The following is a 25,308-nucleotide window of genomic DNA, read 5'->3' on the forward strand; positions in this document are numbered from 1 at the left end:
GAGTCATGAAACGGGCCGCATTTACCTCATATCCGGGAGTTGAGGTAAATAGCGTGCATGCTATCGAGATCGATAGCGGCGATGGCCCGGCGCAATTTCATTTTCGTGAAGACCGGTCGCAGTTTCGCGCTTACTCCGATTGCGAGCTCGCTTGCTGCCGGCCGATGCCTTCTGCCTGGGTGTCAGGCCAAGCTCTGACGCTTTGCGTACCAAATAACTCCGGGCCCGGGGGCGACCAAGGCCGGCAAGAATTTGCATTGCCTGTTCGATCGAGGATCCGCGCAGAGCAATTTCGACTTCCAACACATTGAGCTGGTCACGGCGAGCCAGCGTCGCACGCCGTTTTCCTCGAAAGAGTGCCTGCTCGGTCTGCGCGGGCGTGCTGGCCGCAAGCAGGGGGCCGCGTAACCGAGCGAGACCGCGCATCACGCATCGCCGAAGCACCTGCCATTCTCGACGAAGCGGCGTGCGCGAACCGCGCGCGGCGATCCAGGCTCGCTCTGCGCGGTTCACCTGCTCGAGCGCATCGAACAACAGCAACGCATTGCGGCTCGTGCGCCATTCTCGAAAATATGACCACCCCGCGAGAATTGCGTCGTCGGACAGTTCATGCATCACGATCATGTTTTGCTGCCCCCATCTGCTGAAGCATTGCCGCCACCATGAAACCACGCAATACAAGGCGCGTCGATTCGGGGAGATCGGCGCCGTGTTCGGCCAGTTCCGCAGCGGCAGCGAGGATTAGAGCGTTGACTCCCGGCAGGAGGCCCGATTGGCGTGCCTGGACGGCGATGCTCGATGCCTTGTCGAGCTCATCGCGCGCCGTCATATGGATTTCCTCGATCGGGCGGTTGCTGCGTGTTGTGCCTGTACTCCGGCGCGCGCGATCTGAAGGCGGTCCCTGAAATAGCCAAGATCGGGCAGCAACGTGCTGATCGGCTGCCTCTCGATGCACATCACCACATGGTCATAGTCCGAATCCCGCCAATGTTCCAGCTTCGCCAACTCGTCAACGGCGATCAGGAGCTCACGTTGGATTGTCGCAAGTTGCTCCGGATTGATGCGAGGACCCCACGGCCAGTAGGGCGCACCACTTTCCCGATCGACGGGTGAGCCTTTGCAATCATCCGGCAACGGCATCCTGCCGCTTTCGCTCGCCGGCGAACGCTTATTGACCCGGTTCGCATAGGGACCGACATGCTTCAGGTTGCGGGGGATCATCGCGCACCTCCCCGATGTTTCCGGATGTTGTTTTTTTGAGGTGTGACATGTGTGACTGGTGTGACGGTGGCCGCAAACCCAATGCTGGCAAGGGTTTTCGCGTCACACCAGTTTGTCACACCTGCCTCCCGATGTTTTTCAGGTGTGACAGGCAGGGCATCGAAAATATGGTGTTCGGTGTGACGGTGTGACATGTCACACCGAACGGTGTTACGCGGAAAGCCTTTACTGTCTTGGCTTCCGGAAATCGTCACACCTGCCACACCTGTCACACCGGTTTTTTTATACTTGTGGAGAATTACCGTGCTCATCGTTGCGCCTCCCAAAGTGCAGGGGTGAACACATAGACGCGGATCGTTCCCTTTCCAGGCAGGCGCTCGGATCGCTGGAATTTGCCGTCAGGCGCCGACCGAATCCATCCGGCGTCAACCAGTGCGCGCGCTGCAGCCTTCGGTTCGAAGCCGCTGCAGATTTCGCGTTTGAATATTTCCGGAAGAACGAAGTACTCGGTTCCGGACTCGGTCACCCGCCTGAACCCGGCCCGGTTGATCGTCGGACGGTCGGATATATCGTTGAGATCGGAAAATCGCGATTCCTCGTGTGCCTCGAAGAACGCCTTCACGTGCGACAGAATCGTGTCCTGCTCCTGATTGCCCGCGCCGCCCCGACCGTCGAGCCAAACGGCGAAGCAGTCGGCAGCGGCACCCAGCGCGTCACCTTCATTCCAGCCGGTAATGCCCGCGGCGGTCGCGTACTCGCCGGCCAACCCGATCAGGGCGAACCGCTGGCAGACACGATGCGCCTGGCCGCTGGAGTCGGCCGGCAGATTTCCATCAACAAACCGGCGGATCTCCTCCTTGAGCCAAATTCCGATTTCATCGCGGTCGCGGCAGAGTGCCTCGAGGAAGGCGACGGCCGCGGTGCCGTAATAATTCACGGCAGCTTCGTTGATCGCGGTCGACAGCTCGGCACCGCCTGCGACGCCGTGGAGGTGCTCGAACAGACCGAACCCGGCGCCCGCATCGGCTGGGATCTCGACCAGGCGCACCTCCTGGCCGGCTTTCGTCTTCTTGCCGACCGATTGCAGGTGCTGGCTCAAACCGATCTCGCCTGCCGACAGGAACAGAAGTTTCCAAGTCTGCCGAGCACGTGCAGTACCGGTCCGTCCCGCACGGGCCTTGCCGCTGCCGTTGGCGAGCATGTAGGCGATTTCCCCGGCTTCGCGTGCGTCAACCTGTGCGAGCTCGTCGAGCACGAGCAGCGTGTCATTGTGGAGTGATGCCAGACCCTCCAGACCGTTCGCCGTCGCACGCCAACGTTGCATGTATTCCTTGCCGCCGAATACGGAGCATGCCGCGCGGAGCGCCGTAGTCTTGCCCGAGGACGATTCGCCGACGATGTTCAGACCCCCAGACTCCTGCCCGGAATACTCGAGCATCATCGAAGCGAAGGCCGCGGACACGGAAAGCAGGAGGCGGGAATTACCGACGCAGAATCGCGCAACGCCGGCCTTCCAGTCGTCGAGCGTGCCTGACTGCGAATACGTGCGCATGATGCTTTCGGCCTGGAAGATGACACGCTCGCTCGCCGCGCCGATTGTCTGGTCGGGAAACACGAACGCGCCACTGTGCCAGCCAGTACGCGTGACGCACCGTCCGCGTGCCTTCGGCCTGGCGCACGTGACGTACTCAGTCAGCTTGTTGCGCGCCTTGTTGCCCGGTGCGATGTCGAGGCCGAGCCGCGCCAGCTCGCCGCGCATGTCGGCTCCGTCCGACCGCAACATCTCCATCGGCATCGCCCAGACGTGCGGGTGGCCGTCGGCGTCATTCCACTCGAGCAGGCGCCCCCAGTTTTCGGACGAGCGATCCCGGACCAATGCGCGAACGTGCAACGGAGAGCAAATCCAGTGAGGCGTGCCATCGTCCTCTTCGTAGAACACGCCTCGTTCGGTCACGAGAAAGCCGGACGGGACGCAATTATCCGACTCCGTGGTGGGCGCCGCAGCCGGCTGCCGGTCGACCGCTGCATCGATGCACTGTTTCACCACGGCGAGGCCCTTGATGCAGTGCAGGTCGTTGAAATCGGAAACGCCGCTCGGTCGATCAGCTCCGAATACGGGAGGCGCCACCGTGCCGCCAACTTCCTGCGCTGCCGCCTGCGCTTTCGTCAGGCCAGGGTTTCCCGCGGTCAAATAGTCGTCGTCGGCGCAAACGATGATGGTTGCCATCAAATATTTGAGCCGTACCGCCTTCGCGACCGCCAGCAGGTTTCCCGCGTTCATCGCTGCGAAAACGGCATGCCCGGTCGCCTGGTGCAGGCTGCATGCTGTTGCCCACCCTTCGGCAATCAGGATCGTGTCGCCGTCGTTGGGATCATCGCCGACCATGCAGAAGCAACCGGCTACCCGGCCGCCGCTCTTGAACCGCTTCGCCCCGTCCGGCTGAATGTACTGTGCCGAGTGCAACGTACCGTCGATGTCGCGTAGCGGAATCAGCAACTGGTTGCTCAGTTGCTTTGCTCCACGGGGGCGGATCTGCTTCGCGATCACGTAATCGTGATCGCTCCGAACGCCGCTAGCTTTCTCCCAATGGTCGGCGACGGCAGCACGCGCCGCCTCCGCGTCACGGGCTTCCTCGGCCTCGCGCGCTACCTTCATCAACCGGATGCGGTTGCGAATCACCGCCCGTTCGGCGTCGGTCATTTCGTTCGCAGCCTTCGAGCACCACGTTTCGGACAGACCGGTGCGCCAGTCGCCGAAACTCCCGGCCGGAATGCCGTCACCATGCAGGACGTACCATGCAGACTTCTTGCCGCGTTTGTCCTCCGGGCCGTCGAAACGGTGCAGGCGTCCATCGGCGACAATTCCGATTGGTCGGAGGTCGTGCGCAGCCATCGCAGCGGAAAATTCAGTCTCAATGCTCACTACTTCGCTCATGCGCCTCCCGTGCCTCGTGAGGACTGCTCAGCGATAGGCATACGCCGAGATACGTTGGCCGCGTGTGTGCCGGCGCGCATGTTTTCGAGTTCGATCGCGGCGAGTCTGGAAATGTCGGCCCCGATTCCGCAAAGGATTTCGACGCTGATCTGTGCGCCCGTGGGTTCTTCCGGGATCACGTCGAACAGCACCTCGAGCCGCTGGATTTTCTTGGCGAGGTTGTCCAGAGCATTATCGTCGATGAGGAATTTAGCCACGCGACACCTCCGATACGGATTCATCTGCGCGTTCAGCATAACGACCGGAGATTTCGATGCCGATTTCACACAACGAAACCAGGTCGCATTTCTCCGCGTCGCCACCGCGAGCGTAATAATCGATCACGCCGAAGATGGCACCGGTGTGGCGCAGGGCTTGCGCGCACTCGTCGAGCGACTCTGCCTCGAACCAGGTCGGCAACGGGGCGCTTGCGTTCAGCTTGCGCGTGAGCGCCAGTTTTACGGCGGCAGCGATCCGGCCGGCGTCCTCCGCGTCGATCTTCAGATCACCGTAGCTCGTCTGGATAGTGAATCCGCGTTCCATAGCGGGAACCTGTTTCGCCAGTGCGTAGCGAAGCGTGTCAGCCGTGTTTGTGTCATGCATGATGTACCTCCGCCCGTGCGAGTTCGGCTAGGTTGAGCAAAGCATCACCCAGAACGTCGATAGCGTCGTTCGGTTGTGCCGACAGCGCAGCGTCACGCAGCGCGCGACGGATGATTTCGAGAACGGTCGAGTTCATGCGCGCACCTCCGCGGCTTCGCGATCGGTACGGGAAGCGGCCGCGACACGGCGCTTGAATGCGCGTTCGAACGCAGCGCAGCAATCAGCGTAGGAGGGAATACGACCGAGGCCGGCGACGAGATTGTCGAACGTCGACCGGCACCACTGGTTCGGGCGTGCGGTGGGGCGAACCTTCAGCCAGTGTTCCGCAGCGCGGATGCCGGCAAGCTCGAACAGATCCGGGGTGACGGTCGTCGCGGGCTTCGACGGCCGACCGTTGCGCCAGGCGCTCGGCACAAGGTCAAACGGATCGGCCGATTGGGTGAGGGTATTCGGGATGGCGGCAACGAACGCGCCGCCGGCAGTTACTCGCTGTCCAGCTCGATCGTCGCGCCGACCGCGCGCATCCGATTCACGATCCGGTCGAACGTCTCCGTATCCAGCTCGAGCCGAGCCATCGCGAAGAACAGCATGTGCATCCCCATATCTCGACTGTTGTTCGCATCCGCCGCCATGTACTTGCGCCACTGCCGCCCCGTCGATATGCCGAAGAGCTCGGCCATTTCCGTGCTGCTCTTGCCAAGCGCCTGTTTCAGCCGCTCCATGTCTTCGGCTGTGGGAGGGGAGTATTGAATCATTTTTTTTAGGCGCGACTTGGCGCGCACGAAGAAGGGTCTTCATGATGGGCATCCTTTCGGAGAGTCGGTCCTCGCGGGCTGCGCGAACCATACCCGTCAATGTAGGCCCTTTGGGTACCTTTGTCAAACTGGCGAAGTTGTTCTCGTCCATCAGTTCACCCCCTTCGCGTCGAACGCCCGGCCGGCGATCATCAGCGCCTGGACCAGCTCAGCGAGCTGCGACGGATTGAGGGTGACGCCTTTCTGGCTCGGGTGATATTCGCCGTCATTGGCCAGATACCAGCAGCGCACGTCGAGGAACTCGCGGCCGCGGTATTGGCGAAACTGCACGCGGAGGCGTTCCGATCCACTGCGATGGACATCGAGGAAGCACCCACCGGACATCGGCGCCGGGGTATCATTTCCTCGGGTCGTCTGGGTCGCACTCTGGCAGGAGTCGCGGCCCTTTTCATTTTGGGTCGTCGTGTTCGTCATGCGTGCGCTCCCGTGAGAACGGCACGCAGCTCGCCGACGTTCCAGCGGGTCGAGCCGCCGATCTTGATAGGCTTGGGAAGGTCGCCGCGCTTGGTGCGATCCCAAACGGTGGAGACGTTGCAGCCGCACAAGGCGGCCACAACGGTATCACTGACTCCGGCAGCGTTCGGCAGGCTGTCGAAATTCTGGAGAGCTTGAGCGTCTGACTTTTTCATCGTATCGACTCGGGATCGTCCGGGATTGGACGGGTCGACACGGATTTTTTACTTCACTCTCAGATCGCAGAAGCCAGTTTGCGCGCAGGGTGCAACTACTGCGTGCTTAGGTGGCAGTGTGCGTGGAGAGGTTACTCTCTGCCCGCAGAGGGGCTTGACAAGCGCCATTGTGTCACATATCGCCTTGCGGTCCTGAACGCTACCGGTACGATCTTCATTAGCCTTTCGGCAGCATCGTCCTGGCTTCTGCAATCGGCAAAATTTGCATCTAGCCATTCGAAAGCTGAGCTGCGGATGGCCCTGTTCTCGGCGTTGCGTACGTGTGCTGCGTTGCGGGCTACATCGCTAATACTCACCGGGCGTGGTCCGTTTGCGTACACACGGACGAGGCCCATTGCGACGCCATGCCAATACGAAGCATCACGCGTTCTTGCCCAGGCCAAATCGCGCGCTCTCGGGTCAGCTGACGCACTCGCATTTGCGAGGCGTGCGAGGACGGCATGTCCATATGCGATGAGAATAGGCGTTTCAATGAGCGGCCACGACGCGAATTCCCAAGCGTCGTTGACGGTGATCTGTGCATATTCGGCCTCCATTGCATCCACATCAATGTCGTCTCTATCGTGGAATGGCGTGGCAATTTCGGCTTCAAAGTCCTCAGCGGTTTTTCCGGGCGCTACAGCCAGCCACAGATCCTCCAGGTCATCCATGAGGTCGAATGCGGAATCCTCTGGCGTGCCGGCCTCGTCGACCATTTCTTGCCATTCAGCCTCATATCTGGCGCGGGCCGCTGCCTGCGCTTCGTCGTTCCACGGTTCTTCGTTTTTCATCTGATCGCTCATGTCGAATCCGGCCAGCGCGCTTCACGCCGTCTTATTGATCGGTATGACGTCTCCACCTTCATGCGGCCTGGAGATGAACTCCGCCCAATCGGTCATCATCCGCCGGCGCCTTTCCAGCACGTCTCCGCGCCAGTAGGCGGCCTCTGTCGCATCGGCCTTGATGTGAGCGAGGGCAACTTCGGCCAATTCGCGCGGATAGTTGGTGTACTCGCCCGCCCAGTCTCTGAACGTCGATCGAAAACCGTGTGGCGTCGCGTCAAGGTGCTGTCGGCGCATCAGTTCCAGAAGTGCCATGTCGCTTAATACGCTGCCCGATCGCGGACTCGGGAATACGAGATCCTGATCTTCCACTCGCTCGATCGCCCTAAGTAATTCGAGGGCGGCAGGCGACAACGGCACGCGGTGTTCCTTCTTCGCCTTCATTCGCTCTGCGGGTATGGACCAGACGCCGCGCCTCACGTCGATCTCGTTCCATCGTGCCCCGCGGGCCTCGCCCGATCGAGCTGCTGTCAAGATCGCGAACTCCAGGCACCGCGCGCTAACGCCGGCAGTAGCTCGCAACGTTTCCATGAACGTCGCCATCTGGTCGATGGGAAGGGCGGGATGGTTCCGCACTCGCTTCGTGCGCTTGGGGGCGGATAGGAGCTTGTCGAGGTTGCCGCGCCATGACGCAGGATTGGTTCCGTCGTCGCGGAAGCCCTTCACCTTGGCCCAGTCCAGGATCGCCTCGAGGCGGCCGCGCACGCGCGATGCTGTCTCCGTCTTCGTTGTCCACATCGGCTCCAAGATTTCCATGACGTGTGCACGAGCGACGTGCCTGACCATCAGATTGCCGATCTTGGGGTATGCGTACTCAGCGAGAGTGTTTCGCCACTGGTCACCGTGCTTCGAGTTCTTCCATTCCGGTGCCTTGGCCTTGATGAAGCGATTCGCCGCTTCTTCGAAGGTCATCTCGAAAGCCTGGCTGGCTCGGAGCCGACTTGCGATCTCCTTCCGCGCGAGCACGGGATCGATGCCGCTCGCAATTTCATCGCGCGTTGCTTGGGCTTTCGCGTGGGCTTCTTGCAGACGGACGGCGGGATAGGGGCCCAGACCAATTTCGCGTCGGCGGTCTCCTACCGTCACGCGTAGCAACCACGACTTCGTACCAGTGGGACTGATTTGCAAGACGAGACCAGGAACACGCCCGACAGCGTGCTTCCCTGGTTTCGACAGCTTGGACACGGCTAGGGCGCCCAGCTCCGTCGCTTTCCTCGGCATCGTTTCCCCGTCAAATTCTCAACCCACCAACCAACCCACCGAAAACTTTACGATTTATTCCGATGGGAAGCAACCGATTCCGACTGTTCCTGAGATGGTGGATTGGCTGGGAGCCTTGTCTGACGGGCGTTTTGCCGATTGATTCCGATGAATTCGGATCGATGTAGGTGGGTGATCTGGCGGAAGCGGTGAGATTCGAACTCACGGACGGTTTCCCGTCGCCGGTTTTCAAGACCGGTGCCTTAAACCGCTCGGCCACGCTTCCACACGAGGCGGCATTGTAACCGAAATGCCGCCTCGTTCATTCCTTCAATCGTCGCGCAGGAACAATTCCTGCAGGTCGTTGAGGAAACGCTGGCCGAGCGGCGTCGGCGCGATCTGCGCAAAATCGCGTGCGATCAGCCCGCGCCGTTCCGCTTCCTGCAGTGCCGGCTCGATCGTGCTCATCGGCAGGCCGGTGCGTTCGGCGAAGCTGTGTACGGGGAAGCCCTCGACGAGCCGCAGCGTGTTCAGCATGAACTCGAACGGCAGGTCGCGCGCGCCGACTTCACGCTCTTCCTGTACGGCCGTGCCGGCCATCGCCTGCTCGATGAAGGTCGCCGGATGCTTGTAGCGTGCCTGCCGCAGGATCCGGTTCGGGAACGACAGCTTCGTGTGCGCGCCCGCACCGATCCCGAGATAGTCACCGAAGCGCCAGTAGTTCAGGTTGTGCTTGCACTGATGATTCGGCTTTGCATACGCGGACACTTCGTAGCGCCCGTAACCGGCCTCGGCCGTGCGTGCGTGAATCCACTCCTGCATGTCGGCCGACGCGTCGTCGTCGGGGACGACCGGCGGGAACTTCGCGAACAGCGTATTGGGCTCGAGCGTCAGGTGATACAGCGACAGATGCGGCGGCGCGTACGACAGCGCGGTCTCGATGTCGGTACGGCATTCGTCGAGCGTCTGGTTCGGCAGCGCGAACATTAGGTCGAGGTTGAAGTTGTCGAAGTTCTTCGCGGCGATCTCGACGGCCCCGCGCGCCTGCGCGGTGTCGTGAATCCGGCCGAGCGCCTTCAGGTGCGTTTCGTTGAAGCTCTGGATGCCGACCGACAGTCGATTCACGCCGCTCGCGCGGAACTGCGCGAACTTCGCGGCCTCGAACGTGCCCGGATTCGCCTCGAGCGTGATCTCGGCATCGGCGTCGAGCGGCAGCAGTGCGCGCACGTCGGACAGCAGCCGATCGAGTCCGGCCGCCGACAGCAGGCTCGGCGTGCCGCCGCCGATGAACACGGTATGCACCTGCCGGCCCCACACGAGCGGCAGCGCCTGCTCGAGATCGGCGCGCACCGCGTCGAGATACTCGGTTTCCGGAAACCGTTCGCCTTTCCACTCGTGCGAGTTGAAATCGCAGTACGGGCACTTGCGCACGCACCACGGGAAATGCACGTACAGCGCGAGCGGCGGCAGCGACGTAAGCCGCACCTGGCCGGGCGACGTGAAGGTCGCGACGACGCGCGCGCCGGTTTCCGCGGCCTGGCTCATGCAACCTCCTGCAGCGAACGGGTATCGGGCGCGCTCATGCTTCCTCCGCGAGCCGCGCCAGCAGCGCCTTCAGCGCCAGCGCGCGGTGGCTGTGCGTGTTCTTCACGGCCGGCTCGAGTTCGGCGGCCGTCGCGCCGAGCGACGGCAGGTAGAAATACGGGTCGTAGCCGAATCCGTGCTCGCCGCGCGGCGTATCGACGATCTCGCCCGCCCAGCGCCCTTCGGCGAACAGCGGCTCGGGATCGTCCGCGTGGCGCACGAGCGCGAGCACGCAGCAGTAGTATGCGCGCCGGTCGTCGACGCCACGCAGCTGCTCGACCAGATACGCGTTGTTCGCCGCATCGCCCTTGTCGCGTCCCGCGCGCTGCGCGTAACGCGCCGAATAGACGCCCGGCGCGCCGCGCAGCACGCGCACGCACAGGCCCGAATCGTCGGCGATTGCCGGCAGCCCGGTGAGCCGCGACGCGTGGCGCGCCTTCGTCAGCGCGTTCTCGATGAAGGTGCCGAACGGTTCTTCCGCCTCGGGCACCGCGAGGTCGCCCTGCGGGACGATCTCGATGCCGACCGTCGAGAACAGCGCGGTGAATTCACGCAGCTTGCCGGCGTTGTTCGACGCGAGAACGATGCGCGACAGCGGCGCGATGGTGTGGTCGTCCGGCATGTCAGGCGCCCAGCACGTCTTTCTGAAGCTGCACGAGCTCGGCGATCCCGCCTTGCGCGAGGTCGAGCAAGGCATTCATCTCGGCGCGCGAGAACGGCACGCCTTCGGCCGTGCCCTGGACTTCGACGAAGCCGCCGGCGCCCGTCATCACGACATTCATGTCGGTGTCGCAGCGCGAATCTTCCGCGTAATCGAGGTCGAGCACGGGCGCGCCTTCGTACACGCCGACCGAGATCGCGGCGACGTGGTCGGTGATCGGCGAACGCGTGAGCTTGCCGGCCGCGATCAGCGTCGACACGGCGTCGTGTGCGGCGACGAACGCGCCGGTGATGCTCGCCGTGCGCGTGCCGCCGTCGGCCTGGATCACGTCGCAGTCGATGTGGATCGTGCGCGGGCCGAGCGCTTCGAGGTCGAACACGGCGCGCAGCGCGCGGCCGATCAGGCGCTGAATTTCCTGCGTGCGGCCGGTCTGCTTGCCGCGCGCGGCTTCGCGGTCGCTGCGCGTGTGCGTCGCGCGCGGCAGCATGCCGTATTCGGCGGTCAGCCAGCCTTGCCCGCGGTCGCGCAGGAAGTCGGGCACGCGCTCGGAGACGCTCGCGGTGCAGAGCACCTTGGTGTCGCCGAATTCGACCAGCACCGAACCTTCGGCATGTTTCGTGTAGTGGCGCGTGAGGGCGACCTTGCGCAGTTCGTCGGCGCGGCGGCCGCTCGGGCGGGAAACGGAGGACGTCATGTGGGAATCGCGGAACGAGAGGAAACCCCGATTTTAGCGCTGAACGGCGGGCTTGCCCGGCGAGGTGGTCCGCAAAAATGGGATAATGCGCGCTTCCCGCCCCGCGCTTTCCGATGCGCCGGGCGCCTCGACATATCCCTGCCCGCGAGGGCACCCAGACGGCGAGACGAACCATGATCTACAGCATGACGGGCTACGCGAGCGCGACGCGCGAACTCGCGACGGCCACCGGCAACGGCGGCACCAGCGTGTCGGTCGAACTGCGCACCGTGAACTCGCGCTTCCTCGACCTCAATTTCCGGATGCCGGACGACGTGCGCGCGTGCGAACCCGCGCTGCGCGAAATGCTGATGAACAAGCTGTCGCGCGGCAAGGTCGACATCCGCATCAACCTGCAGCGCGGCGAGCAGAGCATCGGCGCGGGTGCGCTGAACCAGTCGGCGCTCGGCCAGCTCGCCGAGCTCGAGCGCTCGGTGCTCGATTCGTTCCCGGGCGTCGGCCGCCTGCGCGCGGGCGAGATCCTGCGCTGGCCCGGCGTGATCGCCGAGAGCGGCGTGTCTGCGGACGCGATCCGCGATGCGGTGCTCGCATGCGGCAAGGAAGCAATCGGCGAGCTCGTCGTCGTGCGTTCGCGCGAAGGCGCGCAACTGGCAACGATGCTGCTGACGAACGTCACCGAGATGGAAGCGATCGTCGCGCGCATCACGCCGCTCGTGCCGGAGCTGATCGCGAAGCACCAGCAGAAGATCGTCGAACGGCTGCAGGAGGCACTCGGCATCGCGGCGCCCGAAGGCAGCTCGACGATTGTCACGCGCGAGGAAGCCGCTGAGCGCATTCGTCAGGAAGTGACGATGTACGGGATCCGGATCGACATCGCGGAAGAGCTGTCGCGGCTCACCGCGCACCTGAACGAAACGCGCCATGTGATCGAGAAGGGCGGCCGCGTCGGCAAGCGTCTCGACTTCATGATGCAGGAACTGAATCGCGAAGCGAACACGCTCGGCTCGAAGGCGGCGGCGAAGGAACTCGCCGACGCGTCGATGGCGCTCAAGCTGCTGATCGAGCAGATGCGCGAGCAAGTGCAAAACCTGGAGTAACGCAAGATGATCCACCCCACTCACGACGCGCATACGCTTCACGCGGGCGTCTATCCCGGCAACCTGTTCATGGTCATTGCGCCGTCTGGCGCCGGCAAGTCGACGCTCGTGAATGCGCTGCTGTCGAAGGACAGCGACATCTGCCTGTCGATCTCGTACACGACGCGCAAGCCGCGCCCGGGCGAGCAGGACGGCCAGCACTATCACTTCACGACGGTCGAGGATTTCCGCACGCGCCACACGGCGCACGAGTTCCTCGAGAGCGCGGAAGTGCACGGCAACTACTACGGCACGTCGCGCGTCTGGATCGAAGAGCAGATGAAGAACGGCCACGACGTGCTGCTCGAGATCGACTGGCAGGGCGCGCTGCAGGTGAAGAAGCAGTTCCGCAACGCGGTCGGCATCTTCATCCTGCCGCCGTCGCTCGACGCGCTCGAGGAGCGCCTGAAGAAGCGCGGCCAGGACGAGCCGAACGTGATCACGCGCCGCCTGCTGGCTGCCGGCAGCGAGATCGCACACGCGTCCGAAGCGGAATACGTGGTGATCAACGAGAATTTCGACCGTGCGCTCGCGGAACTCGAATGCATCGTCGCGGCCACGCGCCTGCGCTTTGCTTCGCAGTACGCGCGACACACGGAGCTGTTCATCGAGCTCGGCATCCATCTGCCCCACGCGGAATGACGCGGGGGACGAGGGACATAAGGTAGAATAAGGACTATATTCAGAAGGAATTACCACCATGGCTCGCATTACTGTCGAAGACTGCCTGAAGCAAATCCCGAACCGCTTCGAACTGGCGCTCGCCGCCACCTATCGCGCGCGGCAGCTCGCGCAAGGCCATACGCCGAAGATCGAAAGCCGCGACAAGCCGACCGTCGTCGCGCTGCGCGAAATCGCTGCCGGCCAGGTCGGCGTCGAGATGCTGAAGAAGGTGCCGGTGTAACGCGCATCCGGCCCGTTCCAGCCATGTAATCCACGCGCGCAACGACTCGACCTGGAGGCGAATATGAGCACCACCCCATCGTCCGCCTCCGCGGATTCGACCACCGAAGCCACGGCCCAGTCGCCTGCGCGCCAGTACATCGACGCGGTTCTCGAACAGTCCTTCCGGCATCTGTTCGGGCCGACCGCCACACCGGAGCAGCCGCGCAAGCACGGCGTCGTTTCGATCGCGAAACTGACGTCCGTGCTTGCAGAGTATCTTCCTCCGGAAGAAATCAAAGAGGTCAAGGCGGCGTTCCACTTCAGCGACGAAGCCCACCTCGGTCAATATCGCCAGAGCGGCGAACCCTACATCACCCATCCCGTCGCCGTCGCGGAAATCTGCGCCGGCTGGAAGCTCGACGCGCAGGCCGTCATGGCAGCGCTCCTGCACGACGTGATGGAAGACCAGGGCGTGACCAAGAGCGAGCTGGCCGAACGGTTCGGCCCGAAGGTCGCCGAACTCGTCGACGGCCTGTCGAAGCTCGACAAGATGGAGTTCCGCAGCCGCGAGGAAGCGCAGGCGGAAAATTTCCGCAAGATGTTGCTCGCGATGGCGCGCGACGTGCGCGTCATTCTCGTCAAGCTCGCCGACCGCCTGCACAACATGCGCACGCTCGGCGCGGTGCCGATGGAAAAGCGGCGCCGCGTCGCGCGCGAAACGCTCGACATCTACGCGCCGATCGCGCACCGCCTCGGGTTGAACAACACGTATCGCGAGCTGCAGGACATGAGCTTCGCGAACTTCAACCCGCATCGCTACGCGACGCTCGAGAAGGCCGTGAGGGCTGCGCGCGGCAACCGCCGCGAAGTGATCAGCAAGATCCTCGAGGCCGCGCAACGCGCGATGGCCGACGCGAAGATCGACGCCGAGATCACCGGCCGCGAAAAGACCATCTACAGCGTGTACCGCAAGATGCGCGACAAGCAGCTGTCGTTCTCGCAGGTGCTCGACGTGTACGGTTTTCGCGTCGTCGTCGAGAGCGCGCTCGACTGCTACACGTGCATCGGCGCGCTGCACGCGCTGTACAAGCCCGTGCCCGGCAAGTTCAAGGACTACATCGCGATCCCGAAGATCAACGGCTATCAGTCGCTGCACACGACGCTCGTCGGCCCGTTCGGCGCGCCGATCGAGTTCCAGGTGCGCACGCGCAAGATGCACGAGATCGCCGAGGCGGGGGTCGCCGCGCACTGGCTGTACAAGAACGGCAGCGCGGATCTCAGCGACGTGCAGAAGCGCGCGCACCAGTGGCTGAAGTCGCTGCTCGACATTCAGAGCGAAGCCGGCGATTCGAGCGAATTCCTCGAGCACGTGAAGATCGACCTGTTCCCCGACGCGGTCTACGTGTTCACGCCGAAGTCGAAGATCATGGCGCTGCCGCGCGGCGCGACGGCGCTCGATTTCGCGTATTCGATTCACAGCGATCTCGGCAACCAGTGCGTGGCCGTGAAGATCAACAACGAGCTGCTGCCGTTGCGCACCGAGCTGAAGAGCGGCGACATCGTCGAAGTGATCACCGCGCCGTATTCGAAGCCGAACCCCGCGTGGCTCGGCTTCGTGCGTACCGGCAAGGCGCGCTCGGCGATCCGTCACTACCTGAAGACGATGCGCCTGAACGAGTCGGTGCAGCTTGGCGAACGGCTGGTCGACCAGAGCCTGAAAGGCTATGGTCTCGCGCTGGCGGATGTCGAGCCGGAAGTGTGGGAGAAGCTCGTGCAGTGGACGGGCAACAAGAGCCGTCAGGAAATCTTCGCGGACATCGGCCTCGGCCGTCGCGTTGCCGCGGTGATGGCCAAGCGCATCGAGGTGCTGATGAGCGGCCGCGACGCGGACGACGATCTGCCGAAGTCCGAGCGGCATCCCGCACACCATGCGCCGCCGGTCGTGATTACCGGCACGGAAGGGATGTCCGTGCAGTTGTCGGCGTGCTGCCGGCCGATTCCGGGCGACGCGATCATGGGCTACATCGGCATCGGCCTGGGGATGGCGATTCATACGACCGATTGCCGCGTCGCGCAGCGTATTCATCGCCGCGATCCGGGCCGCTGGATCGACGTCGAATGGGCGCCGCAGCCGGGCCGCCTGTTCGATGTCGCGGTGAAGGCGCTCGTGAAGAACACCAAGGGCATCTTTGCGCGCGTGGCGGCGGACATCACGTCGGCCGACGCAAACATCGTGCATATCGCGATGGACGAGGATCTGACGCACGAGTCGACGGTGCTGCGCTTCGTGATCCAGGTCAGCGACCGCGTGCATCTCGCGAACGTGATGCGGCGCGTGCGAACCAATCCGGACGTGATGCGGATCATGCGCGAGCGTTCGACCGACGACGGCGCGCATGCGCGCCACGACGGCGGCATGCGTATCGAGCGCGAGCGTCAGGACTATTGACGCTTGCCAGCACGGGTGGATGATTGATCGACGGCGGCCATTGGCCGCCGTTTTCATTTGTGCGGCCGGCGTGGTGAACGTTCGGCGTGGCCTGCGTTCTTCCGGAAAGGGGGGGCTGCGCAACCGTGGCCGTGCCGTGAGCGAGGGAAGGTGGGGGCAGAAAAGAAAAAGGGCTTTCCCGGAGGAAAGCCCTTTTAAGGTGGCGCGGCTGGCAGGATTCGAACCCACGACCCCTTGGTTCGTAGCCAAGTACTCTATCCAACTGAGCTACAGCCGCACGCAAAACGGTACTGCTTGACTGTCGGAACCTTCTGCGATGGGAAGGCCCCCAAAAAGTGGCGCGGCTGGCAGGATTCGAACCCACGACCCCTTGGTTCGTAGCCAAGTACTCTATCCAACTGAGCTACAGCCGCACGCAAAACAAAACTTCTACTGCTTCGAACTGAAAGGGCCTTCGGTTCGGAAGGCCCTCGAAAAAAGTGGCGCGGCTGGCAGGATTCGAACCCACGACCCCTTGGTTCGTAGCCAAGTACTCTATCCAACTGAGCTACAGCCGCACGCAGAAGCGAAATTATAGCAGGGTTGTATAAAAAGGGAAGCCTTATTCGCGAATTGTTCTGCACGGCCTTGCCGGGGCGCCCTTCGTGTACCCTTGGAGCATCAGTCATCCATGTTGAATCCGCATCATGAACAAGGCGTTTGTCAAAGAGTCGGACGGCGACGACGACGATCTGGACCAGGCCCAGCCCGCGATTCCGGCCGGCGCGAAGAACTACATCACGCCGGCCGGCCACAAGCGGCTGAGGGACGAACTGTTGAACCTGATCGACGTCGAGCGTCCCGAGGTCGTGCGGCTCGTGTCCTGGGCCGCGTCGAACGGCGACCGGTCGGAGAACGGCGATTACATCTACGGCAAGCGGCGGCTTCGCGAGATCGATCGCCGCATCCGCTTCCTGACGAAGCGGCTCGATCTTGCCGAAGTCGTCGATGCGAGCCGGCAGGAGAATGTCGACCAGGTGTTTTTCGGCGCAACGGTCGATTACGAGACGCCGGACGGAGAGGGTCACACGATTACGATCGTCGGGATCGACGAGGTCGATCTCGACCACGGCTGCGTCAGCTGGATTTCGCCGGTCGCGCGTGCGCTGATCAAGGCGAAGATCGGCGATACCGTCATGCTGATGACGCCGGTCGGCCCGCAGCCGATCGACGTGCTCGACGTCCGTTACCCGGCGCCGGGCAACGCCTGAGCGACGCCCGGCGCAGCCCGGCAAAGAAAAAGCGCCCCGATGGGGCGCTTCGTCATCCGGCGTGCAGCGGATGTGCCGGTCGCTCAGAAGCGATGACGCAGGCCGGCCGTGACCGCGATCTGCTTGTTGGTCGATGACGCGGCGCCCAGCCCGTTGATGTTGGCGCCGAGGTCGAGACCGTCGTTGTTGACCTTCTGGAATTCGCCCTGCAGGTAGACGTCGGTGCGCTTCGACAGCGCGTAGTCGGCTTGCAGGTTGAACTGGTGCCAGGTCGGCTTGTCGCCGGCCAGGCGGCCTTGCGTGTACGTGTAGGAGCCGGCGAGCGACAGTGCCGGCGTCAGCGCGTAGCGGCCGTTGAGTTCATAGTTGCTGAAACGCGCGGTTCCGCCGAGGCCCGTGATGCCGCCGGACACACCGGACTGGCCCGCGCTGATCGCGCGGATGCCGGTGAGGCGCGTCTGCGTGAACACGAAGCCGACCGTGGCAGGGCCGAACCCGTAATTCAGGCCACCGCCCCAGGTACGCTGCACGCGCGATGCGAAAGTCCACTCGCCGGTCACTGCGCCCGGATCGGTCGCTGCCTGCGCGAGCGCATTCACGTCGCTGTTCAACTGCAAATAGGCCGCAGCGAAGTTGAAGCCCATGTAGCTGTACGACACGCCGCCGCTATAGGCACGGTTGTTCGCGAACGACGTCGAATTCGAGAACCCGTACAACGCACCGAACTTGAGGCCGCCGTAGTTCGCGCTCTGGTACTTGACCGCGTTGTTGATCCGGAACGAGTTGTTCAGGTTGTCGTTGTCGAACGGGTGAGCGAACTGCGTGCCGCCGTATTGCGTACCGGTCAGCGACAGCGGCCCGAGATAGTCGACGACGCTGTCGTACTGCCGGCCGAGCGTCAGCGAGCCGTAGGTGTCATGTGCGAGGCCGACAAACGCCTGTCGGCCGAATTCCCGGCCGCTCTGCTTCAGCGCGCCGTTGTTGATGCCGAAACCATTTTCCAGCGTGAAGATCGCTTTCAGGCCGCCGCCGAGATCTTCGGTGCCGCGCAAGCCCCAGCGGCTGCCGTTGACCGAACCGCTCGTTTCCTGCCAGGCGCTGTGGCCGCCCTGATTGTTCGTGTAGGTGATGCCTGCGTCGATCAGGCCATAGAGCGTCACGCTGCTTTGGGCATGGGCTGCCGTAACGAATACACCCGACAACGCGGTGACGATCAGGGTTTTTTTCATGGATCTGTCTCCAAACAGGATGATGTCGATCGAACCTGCTGCGGACTGGCATGTTTTGCTTGACGCTGCGGCCGGTCCGGCAGAGCGGCGGTGCGCTTATCAAAAAGCCATCTGCAGTGTACGGAGTGCGTGAAGCGGGGAAGGGTCACGCTTTAAGCAATAATATATTTTGGAATCCGCAAAAATCGTCGAGGCAGCGCAAACGATTGCCCATCAAGGGTTTGCGGCGGTGCAGCGAAAGAAAATGGAGATCAGGAGTACGTAACGGGCGTTGCGTGATCGCGACAGGTAATCAGCAGCAGGCGAGGGCGGTGATAGCGCGATTATTGACACATCGGCAATAGAGGTTTGTGTGGAGCATGGATAATGAAAGGATGTTCTCTCGTTATACTGCGATCTCTGCTTTCCGAAGCAGACTTTTTCGTTGACGGAAAAGATCTCCAAACCTTTGTCGGCGCGACTTCCCAGTCGCGCTTTTTTTTTGCCCCACCGCTGCGCGTGCTACTGCGCGTACGAGCGCCGCTTGCGCTTGGCCGCAGGCGCGGTCTCCTTGGCTTCGTTGGGGGGCGGCGTGTAGGTCCAGTCTTCCATCACGTAGTGACGGGCATCGAGGGGCGATGCGAGCAGGTTCTGCCAGTGATCGCCGTGCCAGGTCGTATCGAATTCGGTGTCGCACGGCGCTTCGCGCGCGGACTCGGCCAGGGCGCGGGACTTGCGGCGTACGCGCCCGAGCCGGCTCGCGAAGCGCTTGATTCCGTCCAGCCACATGACCTTCTCCTTCCTTCCGGCGTTGAGTGAGCATCGCAACGTCCCCGCATTTCTGCAACCCGGAAAAAACCCGAGGATTTTACCGAGGTGATTTGTCCCCGGTAGAATTTCCATGGTTGAAATAATCGGAACTCTTACCCCGGTAATGTTGACAGGTTTTTGGTGCAAATCAATTAATCAAAGGTGATGGTGTACCGATTCCAATGGCATTAGCGCTTTTTTGATAAAAGAATCGCTAAAAATTTTCTTGACGCACCTGGATTGTCCAATTTATAAAGTCAGCACTCCGTCCTCGGGCGGCGTGCTGGTGCGGGTGCTGGCGCAATGTTTCGGGATTTCGGGAAACGGCTATAAAAATAGCTTTTTTGATCTAATCGAGTGGGGAACGAAGACATGGATACCGGTATCGTGAAATGGTTTAACGATGCTAAAGGTTTTGGCTTTATTACGTCGGACAATGGCGGTGAAGATTTGTTTGCGCACTTTTCCGAAATCAAGATGGACGGCTTCAAGACGCTGAAGGAAAACCAGCGTGTTTCGTTCGACGTGAAAGTCGGGCCGAAAGGCAAGCAGGCAGCGAATATCCAGGCGGTCTGACGCGCCACGCATTGCCGATCACGTCCGGCCCCCGCATTGCGGGGGCTTTTTGCTTTCCGGGGACGGAACATTCCGGTTCGGGCTGGCCGGGAACACGGATGCCGGTGCATACTCACGAAAGCATCGTTTCCCAGTCTTTTCATGTCTGAATTCCCCCGTCCGTCCGATCCCGCCAGCGAACAGCCGCTCGTTTTCGTCGACCTTGAAACCACAGGCGGCTCGCCCGCCGAACACCGCATCACCGAAATCGGCGTGGTCGAAATCGGCCCGCTCGGCGTGTCGACGTGGACGACGCTCGTCAATCCGGGGCAGTCGATTCCGCCGTTCATCCAGCAACTGACAGGTATTTCGGACGAGATGGTGCGCGACGCGCCGTCGTTTGCATCGCTGGCGCCGGCATTGTTCGAGCGGCTCGACGGCAAGCTGTTCGTCGCGCACAACGCGAGCTTCGACCGGGGATTCCTGCGGGCCGAATTCGAGCGCGCCGGCTTCGCATTCAATCCCGACGTGCTGTGTACGGTGCGGCTGTCGCGTGCGCTGTTCCCGCGTGAATCCCGGCACGGGCTCGACGCGTTGATCGAACGCCACGGCCTCGTGCCGGCTGCGCGTCACCGGGCGCTGGCGGATGCCGATCTCCTGTGGCAGTTCTGGCGCCAGTTGCACGACATCGTGCCGCTCGAGCGGCTGCGCGACCAGATCGCACGCACGACGCGCCACTTCCGTCTAGGTGGCGACCTGACCGAAGCCTGGCTCGATACCGCGCCGGCCGGGTGCGGTGTGTACGCAATGTTCGGGGAGGACGACGCGCCGCTGTATGTCGGCCGCAGCGTACGCGTGCGGCAGCGGCTGCGCGCGCTGCTGACGGGCGAGCGCCGGTCGTCGAAGGAGATGCGGCTTGCGCAGCAGGTACGGCGCGTTGAATGGCGCGAGACAGGTAACGAGCTGGGGGCGATGCTCGCCGAAGCGCAATGGATCGCCCGGCTGCGCCCGTCGTACAACCGGCGCCCTGCGGCCGACACTGCGCGTGCCGGCAATGCCCCCTGGCCGTTCGAAGGCGCCGTTGCGTTCGAGGCGAGCGGCGAGCGCCGCCTGTTTCATGTGATCGATGGCTGGCGCTATCTCGGCGTGGTGGAATCGCTCGACGCGGCCGCGCGCCTCGCGGCCGACGGGATGGCCGGCGCGTTCGAACCCTTCACCCACCGCCTGCTGCAGACGCATCTCGCGCGCGGCCTGCAACTGATTCCGCTCGCCGCGCTCACGCCTGCGGGTCAAGCGGATTAGTCCGGCGAGGCCGCGCGATCCGCGCCCGCTGCGTCAGCCGATCGCGCTTGCGCCGCCGGCCGAGCACACATGCGACAGCGCGGCGTCGAGCGCCTGCGTCTGCGTGGAGTCGTAGCGCGTGAGCGTCTTCCAGTTCGCGATGCTGCGTGCGAGCCGCGCCTGACAATCAGGCGCATCGCGCAGCGGTGCAACCTGCGCGAGCCCCGCGAGCATTTTCTGCGTCAGCCGGTCGAGCGCCGGGCGCGTGCTGGTCGCGAGATCGGGCGGCGCGCCTTCTGGCGGCCGCGTCGCGCGCCAGGTTGCGAACAGGGCGTTCTGCACATCCTTGCTAGCGGCGATCTGATCCTCGAAGAACGTCCGTGCGAACGCGGGATCGACGCCGGCCGTTGCCGCGCGCTTCTCGACCGATTCGAGCAGCGCCGCTTCGCGCGGCCGGTCCTCGATTGCCTTGTGATTTGCCCATTTCCATCGAGCAACCGGTTCGGCGAGCGCGAGTCGCTGCGACGCGAGCGCGACGATGTTGGTGAGGGCGGTGTCGTCGCCGTCTGCAACGGCGATGCGCGGGGACGAAAAGAGGGCGACGCCGAGCGCGGCGACAGCGAGGCTGGCACGAATGGCTTGCTTCATCGGAACGATCGGGAGAGCCGGGCGGGCCGGACGTGGAAAACCAGAAGGATAGACGAAGACAGTCGCGCGGCGTAGCGACGCGACAGGAGAATCAGCAGGCGAGCTGATCCGGCACCGTCAGGCTGTTGCGGCCCGGGTGCGAGGCGAGTTGCGCGCGATGCGCAATGATGAACCGCACGATAGCGATGATCGACACGTGGCGGTTACAGAACCGAACAGGCGTTCACTTCGGCGAGTACAGCTTGTGCTGCTCGTCGAAGAATGCCCGCACGTGATCGGGCAATTCGGCGAGGAATTCCACGCCGACGGGTTCCGGATCCGGGCTCATCACTTGCTCGGGCGGTGGCATGCGAGTTGGTCTTTCGTCCATGGTCATTTCTCCAGCAGGTTCGATGATTATCAACCTCGTGCTTGGATTTATGCCAGTGGCGAATCGTTAGATTTTGTCTCTGTTGTATTAACGGCACATGCACTCTGACGTGCGCTGTGAAGCCGACTATTGCCTCGTGCGGAATCAGCAACAATCGGGCCGCTTGTTATACTTGCGCGCACTTTTTCCTGGACCGCGATGCAACGAACGACGCGATGGATCGGCCTCGTATGGCTGGCGCTGGTACTGAATGTACTGTCGCCCGTCATCGGCTATGCGCGCCTCGCGCCGAGCGGCTCCGGCGAGCTCACGCTCGAGTTGTGCAGTGCAGCGGGTGTCCGTCAGGTCGTGCTCGCGCAGGCGGGCGGCGATCACGATGCGTCGTTCGACCATGCCGGTGTGCCGCACTGCGTGTACTGCCCCGGCTTCGCGGCGAACGTGGCGCTCGGTACGAGCCTGCCCTCGCTGCCGGGCTTCGTGCGGACGTTCGGCTATCGCGCGGCCGCCCCCGTCATTCCCGATTGTCCCCGCAAGGGCATCCGTCTCGCGCAGCCTCGCGCCCCGCCTGAAAACACCCCGATCTGATTGATGTCGTCCGCGCGCCCCGGTGGCGCGCGTGCCGCTCGCGGCCGGGCCGCGTGCCGCGCCGTCCGTGCGCGGCGCGCGCGCTTGTGCCCGGTGGCGTCCGATCACGTTTTCAGGAATCCACTCATGTCCTCTCCCTTCGCCGCGCGGCCGTCGCGCGGCAGGCTCGCGCTCGCATGCGCGGCCGCTTTCGCCTGGCCTGCCGCCCATGCGGCCTCAACGGACGATACGCGTGTCGAAACCGCCCGCCGTGGTGTCGAGCGTCGCGCCGATGCCGCCGCGCCGGCATCCATCGTCGCAACCGTATCGCCGGCGCCGGTGGGCGATACGCTGACCGCCGTCAGCGTGACCGCGCAGCGGCAACCGGTCGATCCGGATACGCCGGCCGTCGTCGCATCGATCACGCGCGAGCAGATCGAATCACACACCAACGTCACCACCGAGGACGCGCTGAAGTACGCGCCGAACCTGATGGTCCGCAAGCGCTATATCGGCGACCGCAACAGCGTGTTCGCCGGTCGCGACTTCAACGAACTGCAGAGCGCGCGCGGGCTCGTCTACGCCGACGGCGTGCTGCTGTCGAACCTGCTCGGCTCGAGCTACGCGTACCCGCCGCGCTGGTCGCTGATTCCGCCAGACGACATCGCGCGCGTCGACGTGCTCTATGGCCCCTTTTCCGCGCTGTATCCGGGCAACTCGATCGGCTCGACCGTGCTGCTCACGACGCGCCGCCCGGAAAAGCTGGAGGCTTCGCTGTCGACGCAGTTCTTTACGCAGCGCTACCACGATGGCTACAGATTCGCGGACAGCTTCGGCGGCAATCACCAGACCGCGCGGATCGCCAACCGTGTCGGCCGGTTCTGGTTCGCGCTGTCGCTCGACCGGCTCGAGAACAACGGTCAGCCGATGCAGTATGCGAGCCCCAATTCAGCCTACAACCCGAAGTTGGGCGCCGCCGTGCCCGTGACGGGCGCCGCGGCCGACATCGGGCCCAACGGCAAGCCGCGGACGATCGTCGGCGCGCAGACGATCGAGCGGACCGAACAGCTCAACGAGACGGTCCGGATGGGCTATGCGTTCACCGACCACGTCGATGCGACGCTCACGCTCGGGCATTGGGAGAACCATTACCGGCAGCACGGCGAAACCTTTTTGCGCGATGCGGCCGGCAATCCGGTCTACGGCGGCAACGTGTCGATCGGCGGCCAGAACATGACCGTTGCGCCGAACGCATTCGCGCCGCAGCGCGGCGACCAGGAAAACTGGCTGTACGCGCTCGGCCTGAACGGTCGGCTCGATTCGGGCTGGCGGCTGTCGGGCGTCGTATCCGCGTACGACGTGTCGCGCGACGTGCTGCGCGCGGCGTCGACCGTGCAGGGCGGCGCGGGCACGCTGTTCCAGGGCGACGGCACCGGCTGGCGCACGCTCGACCTGAAGGCCGAGGCGCCGGAAGTGAAGGGCCACACGTTCACGTTCGGCTATCACTACGACAACTACTTCCTGCGCAACGTCACGTACAACACGGCCGACTGGCTGGCCGGGCCGACCACGTCGCTTTCGAGCGTCTATCGTGGTGACACGCGCACACAGGCGCTGTTCGGGCAGGATGCGTGGCGTTTCGCGCCGGGCTGGCTCGCGACGTTGGGGCTGCGCTACGAACGTTGGGATGCGTACGGCGGCGCGCTCGGCAACGCGAGCGCCACGCTCGGTTATGCGGGCCGCAGCGCGAATGCGCTGTCGCCGAAAGTCGCGTTGCAATGGGATGCAACCGACGTCTGGCGCTTCCGGCTGTCGTTCGCGACCGGCACGCGGTTCCCGACGGTCGGCGAACTGTTCCAGGGCACGATCTCGAACAGCGCGATCGTCAACAACAACCCGAACCTGCGGCCGGAAAAGGCGATCGACTGGGACTTCACGGCCGAACGCGACGTGGGTGTCGGCGTCGTGCGTGCCAGCGTGTTCCAGAGCGATCTGCGCGATTCGATCTACAGCCAGACGACGGTGTCGGGCGCGACGACGGTGACCAACATCTCGAACGTCGATCGCGTGCGCGTGCGCGGTGTCGAACTCGCGTTCAGCGGCGAGAACGTCGGGATGCGCGGGCTCAATCTCGACGCGAACGTATCGGCGAGCAATGCGCAGATCCTCGCCGATGCGGTGAATCCCGCGTATGTCGGCTCGCGCTTCCCGCGGATTCCGCGCATGCGTGCGAACCTGCTCGCGTCGTATCGCTTCGACGAGCACTGGCTCGCGAGCGTCGGCTTGCGCTATTCGGGCCGCCAGTTCAACACGCTCGACAACAGCGACGTGAACCCGGATGTCTACGGCGGCACGAGCTCGTTCACGATCGTCGACCTGAAGGCGCGCTACCGCTTCGACCGTCATTGGACGGCGTCGGTCGGCATCGACAACCTGACGGATCGCCGCTACTACGTGTTCCACCCGTATCCGGGCCGCACTTTCTATGGGGAACTGAAATGGGCGCTGTGAGATCACTCGCGGCAGGCGGCGCGCCGTGGTTCGCGTTGCTGGCGCTGCCGGTGCGCACGACACCCTCGACGTGCCGAACGCCGCCGATTCGCACGCCACGCACATGAGCATGCAGGCCGCGCCCGCGCAGCAGAAGCAACCGCTCGCGCAGATGAACTTTCCGCCGCAGGTCGCGCAGCATGCAAACGACGAACCGATGCCCGAACGTCTGAAGGCGGCGCTCGATGCGGGATGGAGAGGGGACATGCCGCGCACCGTGTGGATCGGACGCGATGGCGCACGCGAAGCGGATTGCTGACGGCCGACGTGCTCGACGGCTGGCTGCAGCGCGTGAAGCGCTGAGCGGGGTGACGGCGCGCGGCGAACGGGCCGCGCGCCG

The 25,308-nt window shown here is 63.6% G+C and carries 30 protein-coding genes, 4 tRNA genes and 2 pseudogenes; 11 read left to right on the forward strand and 25 right to left on the reverse strand.

The window, feature by feature from the left end:
* Positions 1-60: 60 nt before the first annotated feature.
* The 18 genes from HAV18_RS15710 to rph form a co-directional block, all read right to left on the reverse strand.
* The gene (locus tag HAV18_RS15710; RefSeq protein WP_166957363.1) at positions 61-624 is read right to left on the reverse strand and encodes a hypothetical protein; all 564 of its coding nucleotides are present in this window, start codon (positions 622-624) and stop codon (positions 61-63) included.
* A complete protein-coding gene (locus HAV18_RS15715) occupies positions 608-829 on the reverse strand; it encodes a hypothetical protein (RefSeq protein ID WP_166957365.1) in 222 nt (73 codons plus the stop codon). Before HAV18_RS15715 ends, HAV18_RS15710 begins: the two co-directional genes overlap by 17 nt.
* Positions 826-1,221, reverse strand: a complete 396-nt coding sequence (locus HAV18_RS15720) for a hypothetical protein (RefSeq protein ID WP_166957367.1) — start codon at positions 1,219-1,221, stop codon at positions 826-828. The genes HAV18_RS15715 and HAV18_RS15720 overlap by 4 nt, the downstream gene beginning before the upstream one ends.
* Entirely contained in the window at positions 1,218-1,532 is a 315-nt protein-coding gene (locus HAV18_RS15725; protein WP_166957369.1) for a hypothetical protein, read from the reverse strand. The genes HAV18_RS15720 and HAV18_RS15725 overlap by 4 nt, the downstream gene beginning before the upstream one ends.
* The gene (locus tag HAV18_RS15730) at positions 1,529-4,156 is read right to left on the reverse strand and encodes a DUF927 domain-containing protein (protein WP_166957371.1); all 2,628 of its coding nucleotides are present in this window, start codon (positions 4,154-4,156) and stop codon (positions 1,529-1,531) included. Before HAV18_RS15730 ends, HAV18_RS15725 begins: the two co-directional genes overlap by 4 nt.
* Positions 4,153-4,413: a hypothetical protein gene (locus HAV18_RS15735; protein WP_208101967.1), complete on the reverse strand. Its 261-nt coding sequence runs from the start codon at positions 4,411-4,413 to the stop codon at positions 4,153-4,155. Before HAV18_RS15735 ends, HAV18_RS15730 begins: the two co-directional genes overlap by 4 nt.
* Positions 4,406-4,798: a hypothetical protein gene (locus tag HAV18_RS15740; RefSeq protein ID WP_166956804.1), complete on the reverse strand. Its 393-nt coding sequence runs from the start codon at positions 4,796-4,798 to the stop codon at positions 4,406-4,408. The genes HAV18_RS15735 and HAV18_RS15740 overlap by 8 nt, the downstream gene beginning before the upstream one ends.
* On the reverse strand, positions 4,791-4,934 hold the full coding sequence (locus HAV18_RS15745) for a hypothetical protein (RefSeq protein ID WP_166957373.1): 144 nt from the start codon (positions 4,932-4,934) through the stop codon (positions 4,791-4,793). The genes HAV18_RS15740 and HAV18_RS15745 overlap by 8 nt, the downstream gene beginning before the upstream one ends.
* The gene (locus tag HAV18_RS15750; RefSeq protein WP_166957375.1) at positions 4,931-5,212 is read right to left on the reverse strand and encodes a hypothetical protein; all 282 of its coding nucleotides are present in this window, start codon (positions 5,210-5,212) and stop codon (positions 4,931-4,933) included. Before HAV18_RS15750 ends, HAV18_RS15745 begins: the two co-directional genes overlap by 4 nt.
* A 68-nt stretch (positions 5,213-5,280) precedes the next feature.
* Positions 5,281-5,580, reverse strand: a complete 300-nt coding sequence (locus HAV18_RS15755; protein WP_341773497.1) for an XRE family transcriptional regulator — start codon at positions 5,578-5,580, stop codon at positions 5,281-5,283.
* A gap of 123 nt (positions 5,581-5,703) precedes the next feature.
* Positions 5,704-6,027 (reverse strand): transcriptional coactivator p15/PC4 family protein, encoded by a 324-nt coding sequence (locus HAV18_RS15760; protein ID WP_243771658.1) that lies wholly within the window; start codon positions 6,025-6,027, stop codon positions 5,704-5,706.
* Complete coding sequence (locus HAV18_RS15765) at positions 6,024-6,242, reverse strand: AlpA family transcriptional regulator (protein WP_166957377.1); 219 nt, start codon at positions 6,240-6,242, stop codon at positions 6,024-6,026. The genes HAV18_RS15760 and HAV18_RS15765 overlap by 4 nt, the downstream gene beginning before the upstream one ends.
* A 131-nt stretch (positions 6,243-6,373) precedes the next feature.
* A complete protein-coding gene (locus HAV18_RS15770) occupies positions 6,374-7,084 on the reverse strand; it encodes a hypothetical protein (protein ID WP_166957379.1) in 711 nt (236 codons plus the stop codon).
* A gap of 21 nt (positions 7,085-7,105) precedes the next feature.
* Positions 7,106-8,344, reverse strand: a complete 1,239-nt coding sequence (locus tag HAV18_RS15775; protein WP_166957381.1) for a site-specific integrase — start codon at positions 8,342-8,344, stop codon at positions 7,106-7,108.
* A gap of 177 nt (positions 8,345-8,521) precedes the next feature.
* Positions 8,522-8,609, reverse strand: a tRNA-Ser gene (locus HAV18_RS15780).
* 44 nt (positions 8,610-8,653) lie between these two features.
* Positions 8,654-9,868 carry a radical SAM family heme chaperone HemW gene (gene hemW, locus HAV18_RS15785; RefSeq protein WP_166957383.1) on the reverse strand — a complete coding sequence of 405 codons (1,215 nt, stop codon included), beginning with the start codon at positions 9,866-9,868 and terminating at the stop codon, positions 8,654-8,656.
* Between the two features lie 34 nt (positions 9,869-9,902).
* On the reverse strand, positions 9,903-10,529 hold the full coding sequence (rdgB, locus tag HAV18_RS15790) for an RdgB/HAM1 family non-canonical purine NTP pyrophosphatase (protein WP_027788105.1): 627 nt from the start codon (positions 10,527-10,529) through the stop codon (positions 9,903-9,905).
* 1 nt (position 10,530) lies between these two features.
* The gene (gene rph / locus HAV18_RS15795) at positions 10,531-11,262 is read right to left on the reverse strand and encodes a ribonuclease PH (protein WP_059695881.1); all 732 of its coding nucleotides are present in this window, start codon (positions 11,260-11,262) and stop codon (positions 10,531-10,533) included.
* A 173-nt stretch (positions 11,263-11,435) separates the two neighbouring features.
* On the opposite strand from rph, the gene HAV18_RS15800 reads away from it, so the two are divergent.
* From HAV18_RS15800 to HAV18_RS15815, 4 genes are all read left to right on the forward strand, one after another.
* Positions 11,436-12,359 carry a YicC/YloC family endoribonuclease gene (locus HAV18_RS15800; protein ID WP_166957385.1) on the forward strand — a complete coding sequence of 308 codons (924 nt, stop codon included), beginning with the start codon at positions 11,436-11,438 and terminating at the stop codon, positions 12,357-12,359.
* Between the two features lie 6 nt (positions 12,360-12,365).
* A complete protein-coding gene (gene gmk / locus HAV18_RS15805) occupies positions 12,366-13,040 on the forward strand; it encodes a guanylate kinase (RefSeq protein ID WP_166957387.1) in 675 nt (224 codons plus the stop codon).
* 58 nt (positions 13,041-13,098) lie between these two features.
* Positions 13,099-13,302: a DNA-directed RNA polymerase subunit omega gene (gene rpoZ / locus HAV18_RS15810; RefSeq protein WP_006025620.1), complete on the forward strand. Its 204-nt coding sequence runs from the start codon at positions 13,099-13,101 to the stop codon at positions 13,300-13,302.
* A 63-nt stretch (positions 13,303-13,365) separates the two neighbouring features.
* Positions 13,366-15,732, forward strand: a complete 2,367-nt coding sequence (locus HAV18_RS15815) for a bifunctional (p)ppGpp synthetase/guanosine-3',5'-bis(diphosphate) 3'-pyrophosphohydrolase (protein ID WP_166957389.1) — start codon at positions 13,366-13,368, stop codon at positions 15,730-15,732.
* Between the two features lie 200 nt (positions 15,733-15,932).
* Here the strand turns inward: HAV18_RS15815 and HAV18_RS15820 are convergent.
* From HAV18_RS15820 to HAV18_RS15830, 3 genes are all read right to left on the reverse strand, one after another.
* Positions 15,933-16,009: transfer RNA gene (locus HAV18_RS15820), tRNA-Arg, on the reverse strand.
* A 59-nt stretch (positions 16,010-16,068) separates the two neighbouring features.
* A tRNA-Arg gene (locus HAV18_RS15825) sits at positions 16,069-16,145 on the reverse strand.
* 67 nt (positions 16,146-16,212) lie between these two features.
* A tRNA-Arg gene (locus HAV18_RS15830) sits at positions 16,213-16,289 on the reverse strand.
* A 129-nt stretch (positions 16,290-16,418) separates the two neighbouring features.
* Between HAV18_RS15830 and greB the strand changes: the two genes are divergently transcribed.
* Positions 16,419-16,982 carry a transcription elongation factor GreB gene (greB, locus tag HAV18_RS15835; RefSeq protein ID WP_166957391.1) on the forward strand — a complete coding sequence of 188 codons (564 nt, stop codon included), beginning with the start codon at positions 16,419-16,421 and terminating at the stop codon, positions 16,980-16,982.
* Between the two features lie 83 nt (positions 16,983-17,065).
* Here the strand turns inward: greB and HAV18_RS15840 are convergent, their stop codons facing one another.
* Both HAV18_RS15840 and HAV18_RS15845 read right to left on the reverse strand, forming a co-directional pair.
* On the reverse strand, positions 17,066-18,211 hold the full coding sequence (locus HAV18_RS15840; protein WP_166957393.1) for a porin: 1,146 nt from the start codon (positions 18,209-18,211) through the stop codon (positions 17,066-17,068).
* A gap of 501 nt (positions 18,212-18,712) precedes the next feature.
* The gene (locus HAV18_RS15845) at positions 18,713-18,979 is read right to left on the reverse strand and encodes a hypothetical protein (protein WP_166957395.1); all 267 of its coding nucleotides are present in this window, start codon (positions 18,977-18,979) and stop codon (positions 18,713-18,715) included.
* 393 nt (positions 18,980-19,372) lie between these two features.
* Between HAV18_RS15845 and HAV18_RS15850 the strand changes: the two genes are divergently transcribed.
* Complete coding sequence (locus tag HAV18_RS15850) at positions 19,373-19,576, forward strand: cold-shock protein (RefSeq protein WP_011351289.1); 204 nt, start codon at positions 19,373-19,375, stop codon at positions 19,574-19,576.
* 141 nt (positions 19,577-19,717) lie between these two features.
* Entirely contained in the window at positions 19,718-20,857 is a 1,140-nt protein-coding gene (locus HAV18_RS15855; protein WP_166957397.1) for an exonuclease domain-containing protein, read from the forward strand.
* A gap of 33 nt (positions 20,858-20,890) precedes the next feature.
* Here the strand turns inward: HAV18_RS15855 and HAV18_RS15860 are convergent, their stop codons facing one another.
* Together HAV18_RS15860 and HAV18_RS15865 are read right to left on the reverse strand one after the other, a co-directional pair.
* Positions 20,891-21,484: a chorismate mutase gene (locus tag HAV18_RS15860; protein ID WP_166957399.1), complete on the reverse strand. Its 594-nt coding sequence runs from the start codon at positions 21,482-21,484 to the stop codon at positions 20,891-20,893.
* Between the two features lie 223 nt (positions 21,485-21,707).
* The gene (locus tag HAV18_RS15865; protein ID WP_006756195.1) at positions 21,708-21,854 is read right to left on the reverse strand and encodes a hypothetical protein; all 147 of its coding nucleotides are present in this window, start codon (positions 21,852-21,854) and stop codon (positions 21,708-21,710) included.
* 198 nt (positions 21,855-22,052) lie between these two features.
* Here HAV18_RS15865 and HAV18_RS15870 point away from each other — a divergent pair, with 198 nt between their 5' ends.
* From HAV18_RS15870 to HAV18_RS15880, 4 genes and pseudogenes are all read left to right on the forward strand, one after another.
* Entirely contained in the window at positions 22,053-22,439 is a 387-nt protein-coding gene (locus HAV18_RS15870) for a DUF2946 domain-containing protein (protein ID WP_166957401.1), read from the forward strand.
* 126 nt (positions 22,440-22,565) lie between these two features.
* Positions 22,566-24,929, forward strand: coding sequence for a TonB-dependent receptor (locus tag HAV18_RS15875; protein WP_166957403.1), 2,364 nt, complete (start codon positions 22,566-22,568; stop codon positions 24,927-24,929).
* Positions 24,917-25,077, forward strand: a pseudogene (locus HAV18_RS39655) (exo-alpha-sialidase); the annotation flags it as partial. The gene HAV18_RS15875 and the pseudogene HAV18_RS39655, both read left to right, overlap by 13 nt.
* Positions 25,066-25,271, forward strand: a pseudogene (locus HAV18_RS15880) (TlpA family protein disulfide reductase); the annotation flags it as partial. The pseudogenes HAV18_RS39655 and HAV18_RS15880, both read left to right, overlap by 12 nt.
* Positions 25,272-25,308 lie beyond the last annotated feature (37 nt).

The organism is Burkholderia sp. D-99 (assembly GCF_011605345.1).
In the GTDB taxonomy this organism is placed as follows: Bacteria; Pseudomonadota; Gammaproteobacteria; order Burkholderiales; family Burkholderiaceae; genus Burkholderia.

Bases quoted from the DNA above. Each gene is read 5' to 3' on its own strand.
- HAV18_RS15710 (WP_166957363.1), bottom strand. From the start codon at position 624: ATGATCGTGATGCATGAACTGTCCGACGACGCAATTCTCGCGGGGTGG.
- HAV18_RS15715 (WP_166957365.1), bottom strand. From the start codon at position 829: ATGACGGCGCGCGATGAGCTCGACAAGGCATCGAGCATCGCCGTCCAG.
- HAV18_RS15720 (WP_166957367.1), bottom strand. From the start codon at position 1,221: ATGATCCCCCGCAACCTGAAGCATGTCGGTCCCTATGCGAACCGGGTC.
- HAV18_RS15725 (WP_166957369.1), bottom strand. From the start codon at position 1,532: ATGAGCACGGTAATTCTCCACAAGTATAAAAAAACCGGTGTGACAGGT.
- HAV18_RS15730 (WP_166957371.1), bottom strand. From the start codon at position 4,156: ATGAGCGAAGTAGTGAGCATTGAGACTGAATTTTCCGCTGCGATGGCT.
- HAV18_RS15740 (WP_166956804.1), bottom strand. From the start codon at position 4,798: ATGCATGACACAAACACGGCTGACACGCTTCGCTACGCACTGGCGAAA.
- HAV18_RS15745 (WP_166957373.1), bottom strand. From the start codon at position 4,934: ATGAACTCGACCGTTCTCGAAATCATCCGTCGCGCGCTGCGTGACGCT.
- HAV18_RS15760 (WP_243771658.1), bottom strand. From the start codon at position 6,027: ATGACGAACACGACGACCCAAAATGAAAAGGGCCGCGACTCCTGCCAG.
- HAV18_RS15765 (WP_166957377.1), bottom strand. From the start codon at position 6,242: ATGAAAAAGTCAGACGCTCAAGCTCTCCAGAATTTCGACAGCCTGCCG.
- HAV18_RS15770 (WP_166957379.1), bottom strand. From the start codon at position 7,084: ATGAGCGATCAGATGAAAAACGAAGAACCGTGGAACGACGAAGCGCAG.
- HAV18_RS15775 (WP_166957381.1), bottom strand. From the start codon at position 8,344: ATGCCGAGGAAAGCGACGGAGCTGGGCGCCCTAGCCGTGTCCAAGCTG.
- hemW (WP_166957383.1), bottom strand. From the start codon at position 9,868: ATGAGCCAGGCCGCGGAAACCGGCGCGCGCGTCGTCGCGACCTTCACG.
- rdgB (WP_027788105.1), bottom strand. From the start codon at position 10,529: ATGCCGGACGACCACACCATCGCGCCGCTGTCGCGCATCGTTCTCGCG.
- rph (WP_059695881.1), bottom strand. From the start codon at position 11,262: ATGACGTCCTCCGTTTCCCGCCCGAGCGGCCGCCGCGCCGACGAACTG.
- HAV18_RS15800 (WP_166957385.1), top strand. From the start codon at position 11,436: ATGATCTACAGCATGACGGGCTACGCGAGCGCGACGCGCGAACTCGCG.
- gmk (WP_166957387.1), top strand. From the start codon at position 12,366: ATGATCCACCCCACTCACGACGCGCATACGCTTCACGCGGGCGTCTAT.
- rpoZ (WP_006025620.1), top strand. From the start codon at position 13,099: ATGGCTCGCATTACTGTCGAAGACTGCCTGAAGCAAATCCCGAACCGC.
- HAV18_RS15815 (WP_166957389.1), top strand. From the start codon at position 13,366: ATGAGCACCACCCCATCGTCCGCCTCCGCGGATTCGACCACCGAAGCC.
- greB (WP_166957391.1), top strand. From the start codon at position 16,419: ATGAACAAGGCGTTTGTCAAAGAGTCGGACGGCGACGACGACGATCTG.
- HAV18_RS15840 (WP_166957393.1), bottom strand. From the start codon at position 18,211: ATGAAAAAAACCCTGATCGTCACCGCGTTGTCGGGTGTATTCGTTACG.
- HAV18_RS15845 (WP_166957395.1), bottom strand. From the start codon at position 18,979: ATGTGGCTGGACGGAATCAAGCGCTTCGCGAGCCGGCTCGGGCGCGTA.
- HAV18_RS15850 (WP_011351289.1), top strand. From the start codon at position 19,373: ATGGATACCGGTATCGTGAAATGGTTTAACGATGCTAAAGGTTTTGGC.
- HAV18_RS15855 (WP_166957397.1), top strand. From the start codon at position 19,718: ATGTCTGAATTCCCCCGTCCGTCCGATCCCGCCAGCGAACAGCCGCTC.
- HAV18_RS15860 (WP_166957399.1), bottom strand. From the start codon at position 21,484: ATGAAGCAAGCCATTCGTGCCAGCCTCGCTGTCGCCGCGCTCGGCGTC.
- HAV18_RS15865 (WP_006756195.1), bottom strand. From the start codon at position 21,854: ATGGACGAAAGACCAACTCGCATGCCACCGCCCGAGCAAGTGATGAGC.
- HAV18_RS15870 (WP_166957401.1), top strand. From the start codon at position 22,053: ATGCAACGAACGACGCGATGGATCGGCCTCGTATGGCTGGCGCTGGTA.
- HAV18_RS15875 (WP_166957403.1), top strand. From the start codon at position 22,566: ATGTCCTCTCCCTTCGCCGCGCGGCCGTCGCGCGGCAGGCTCGCGCTC.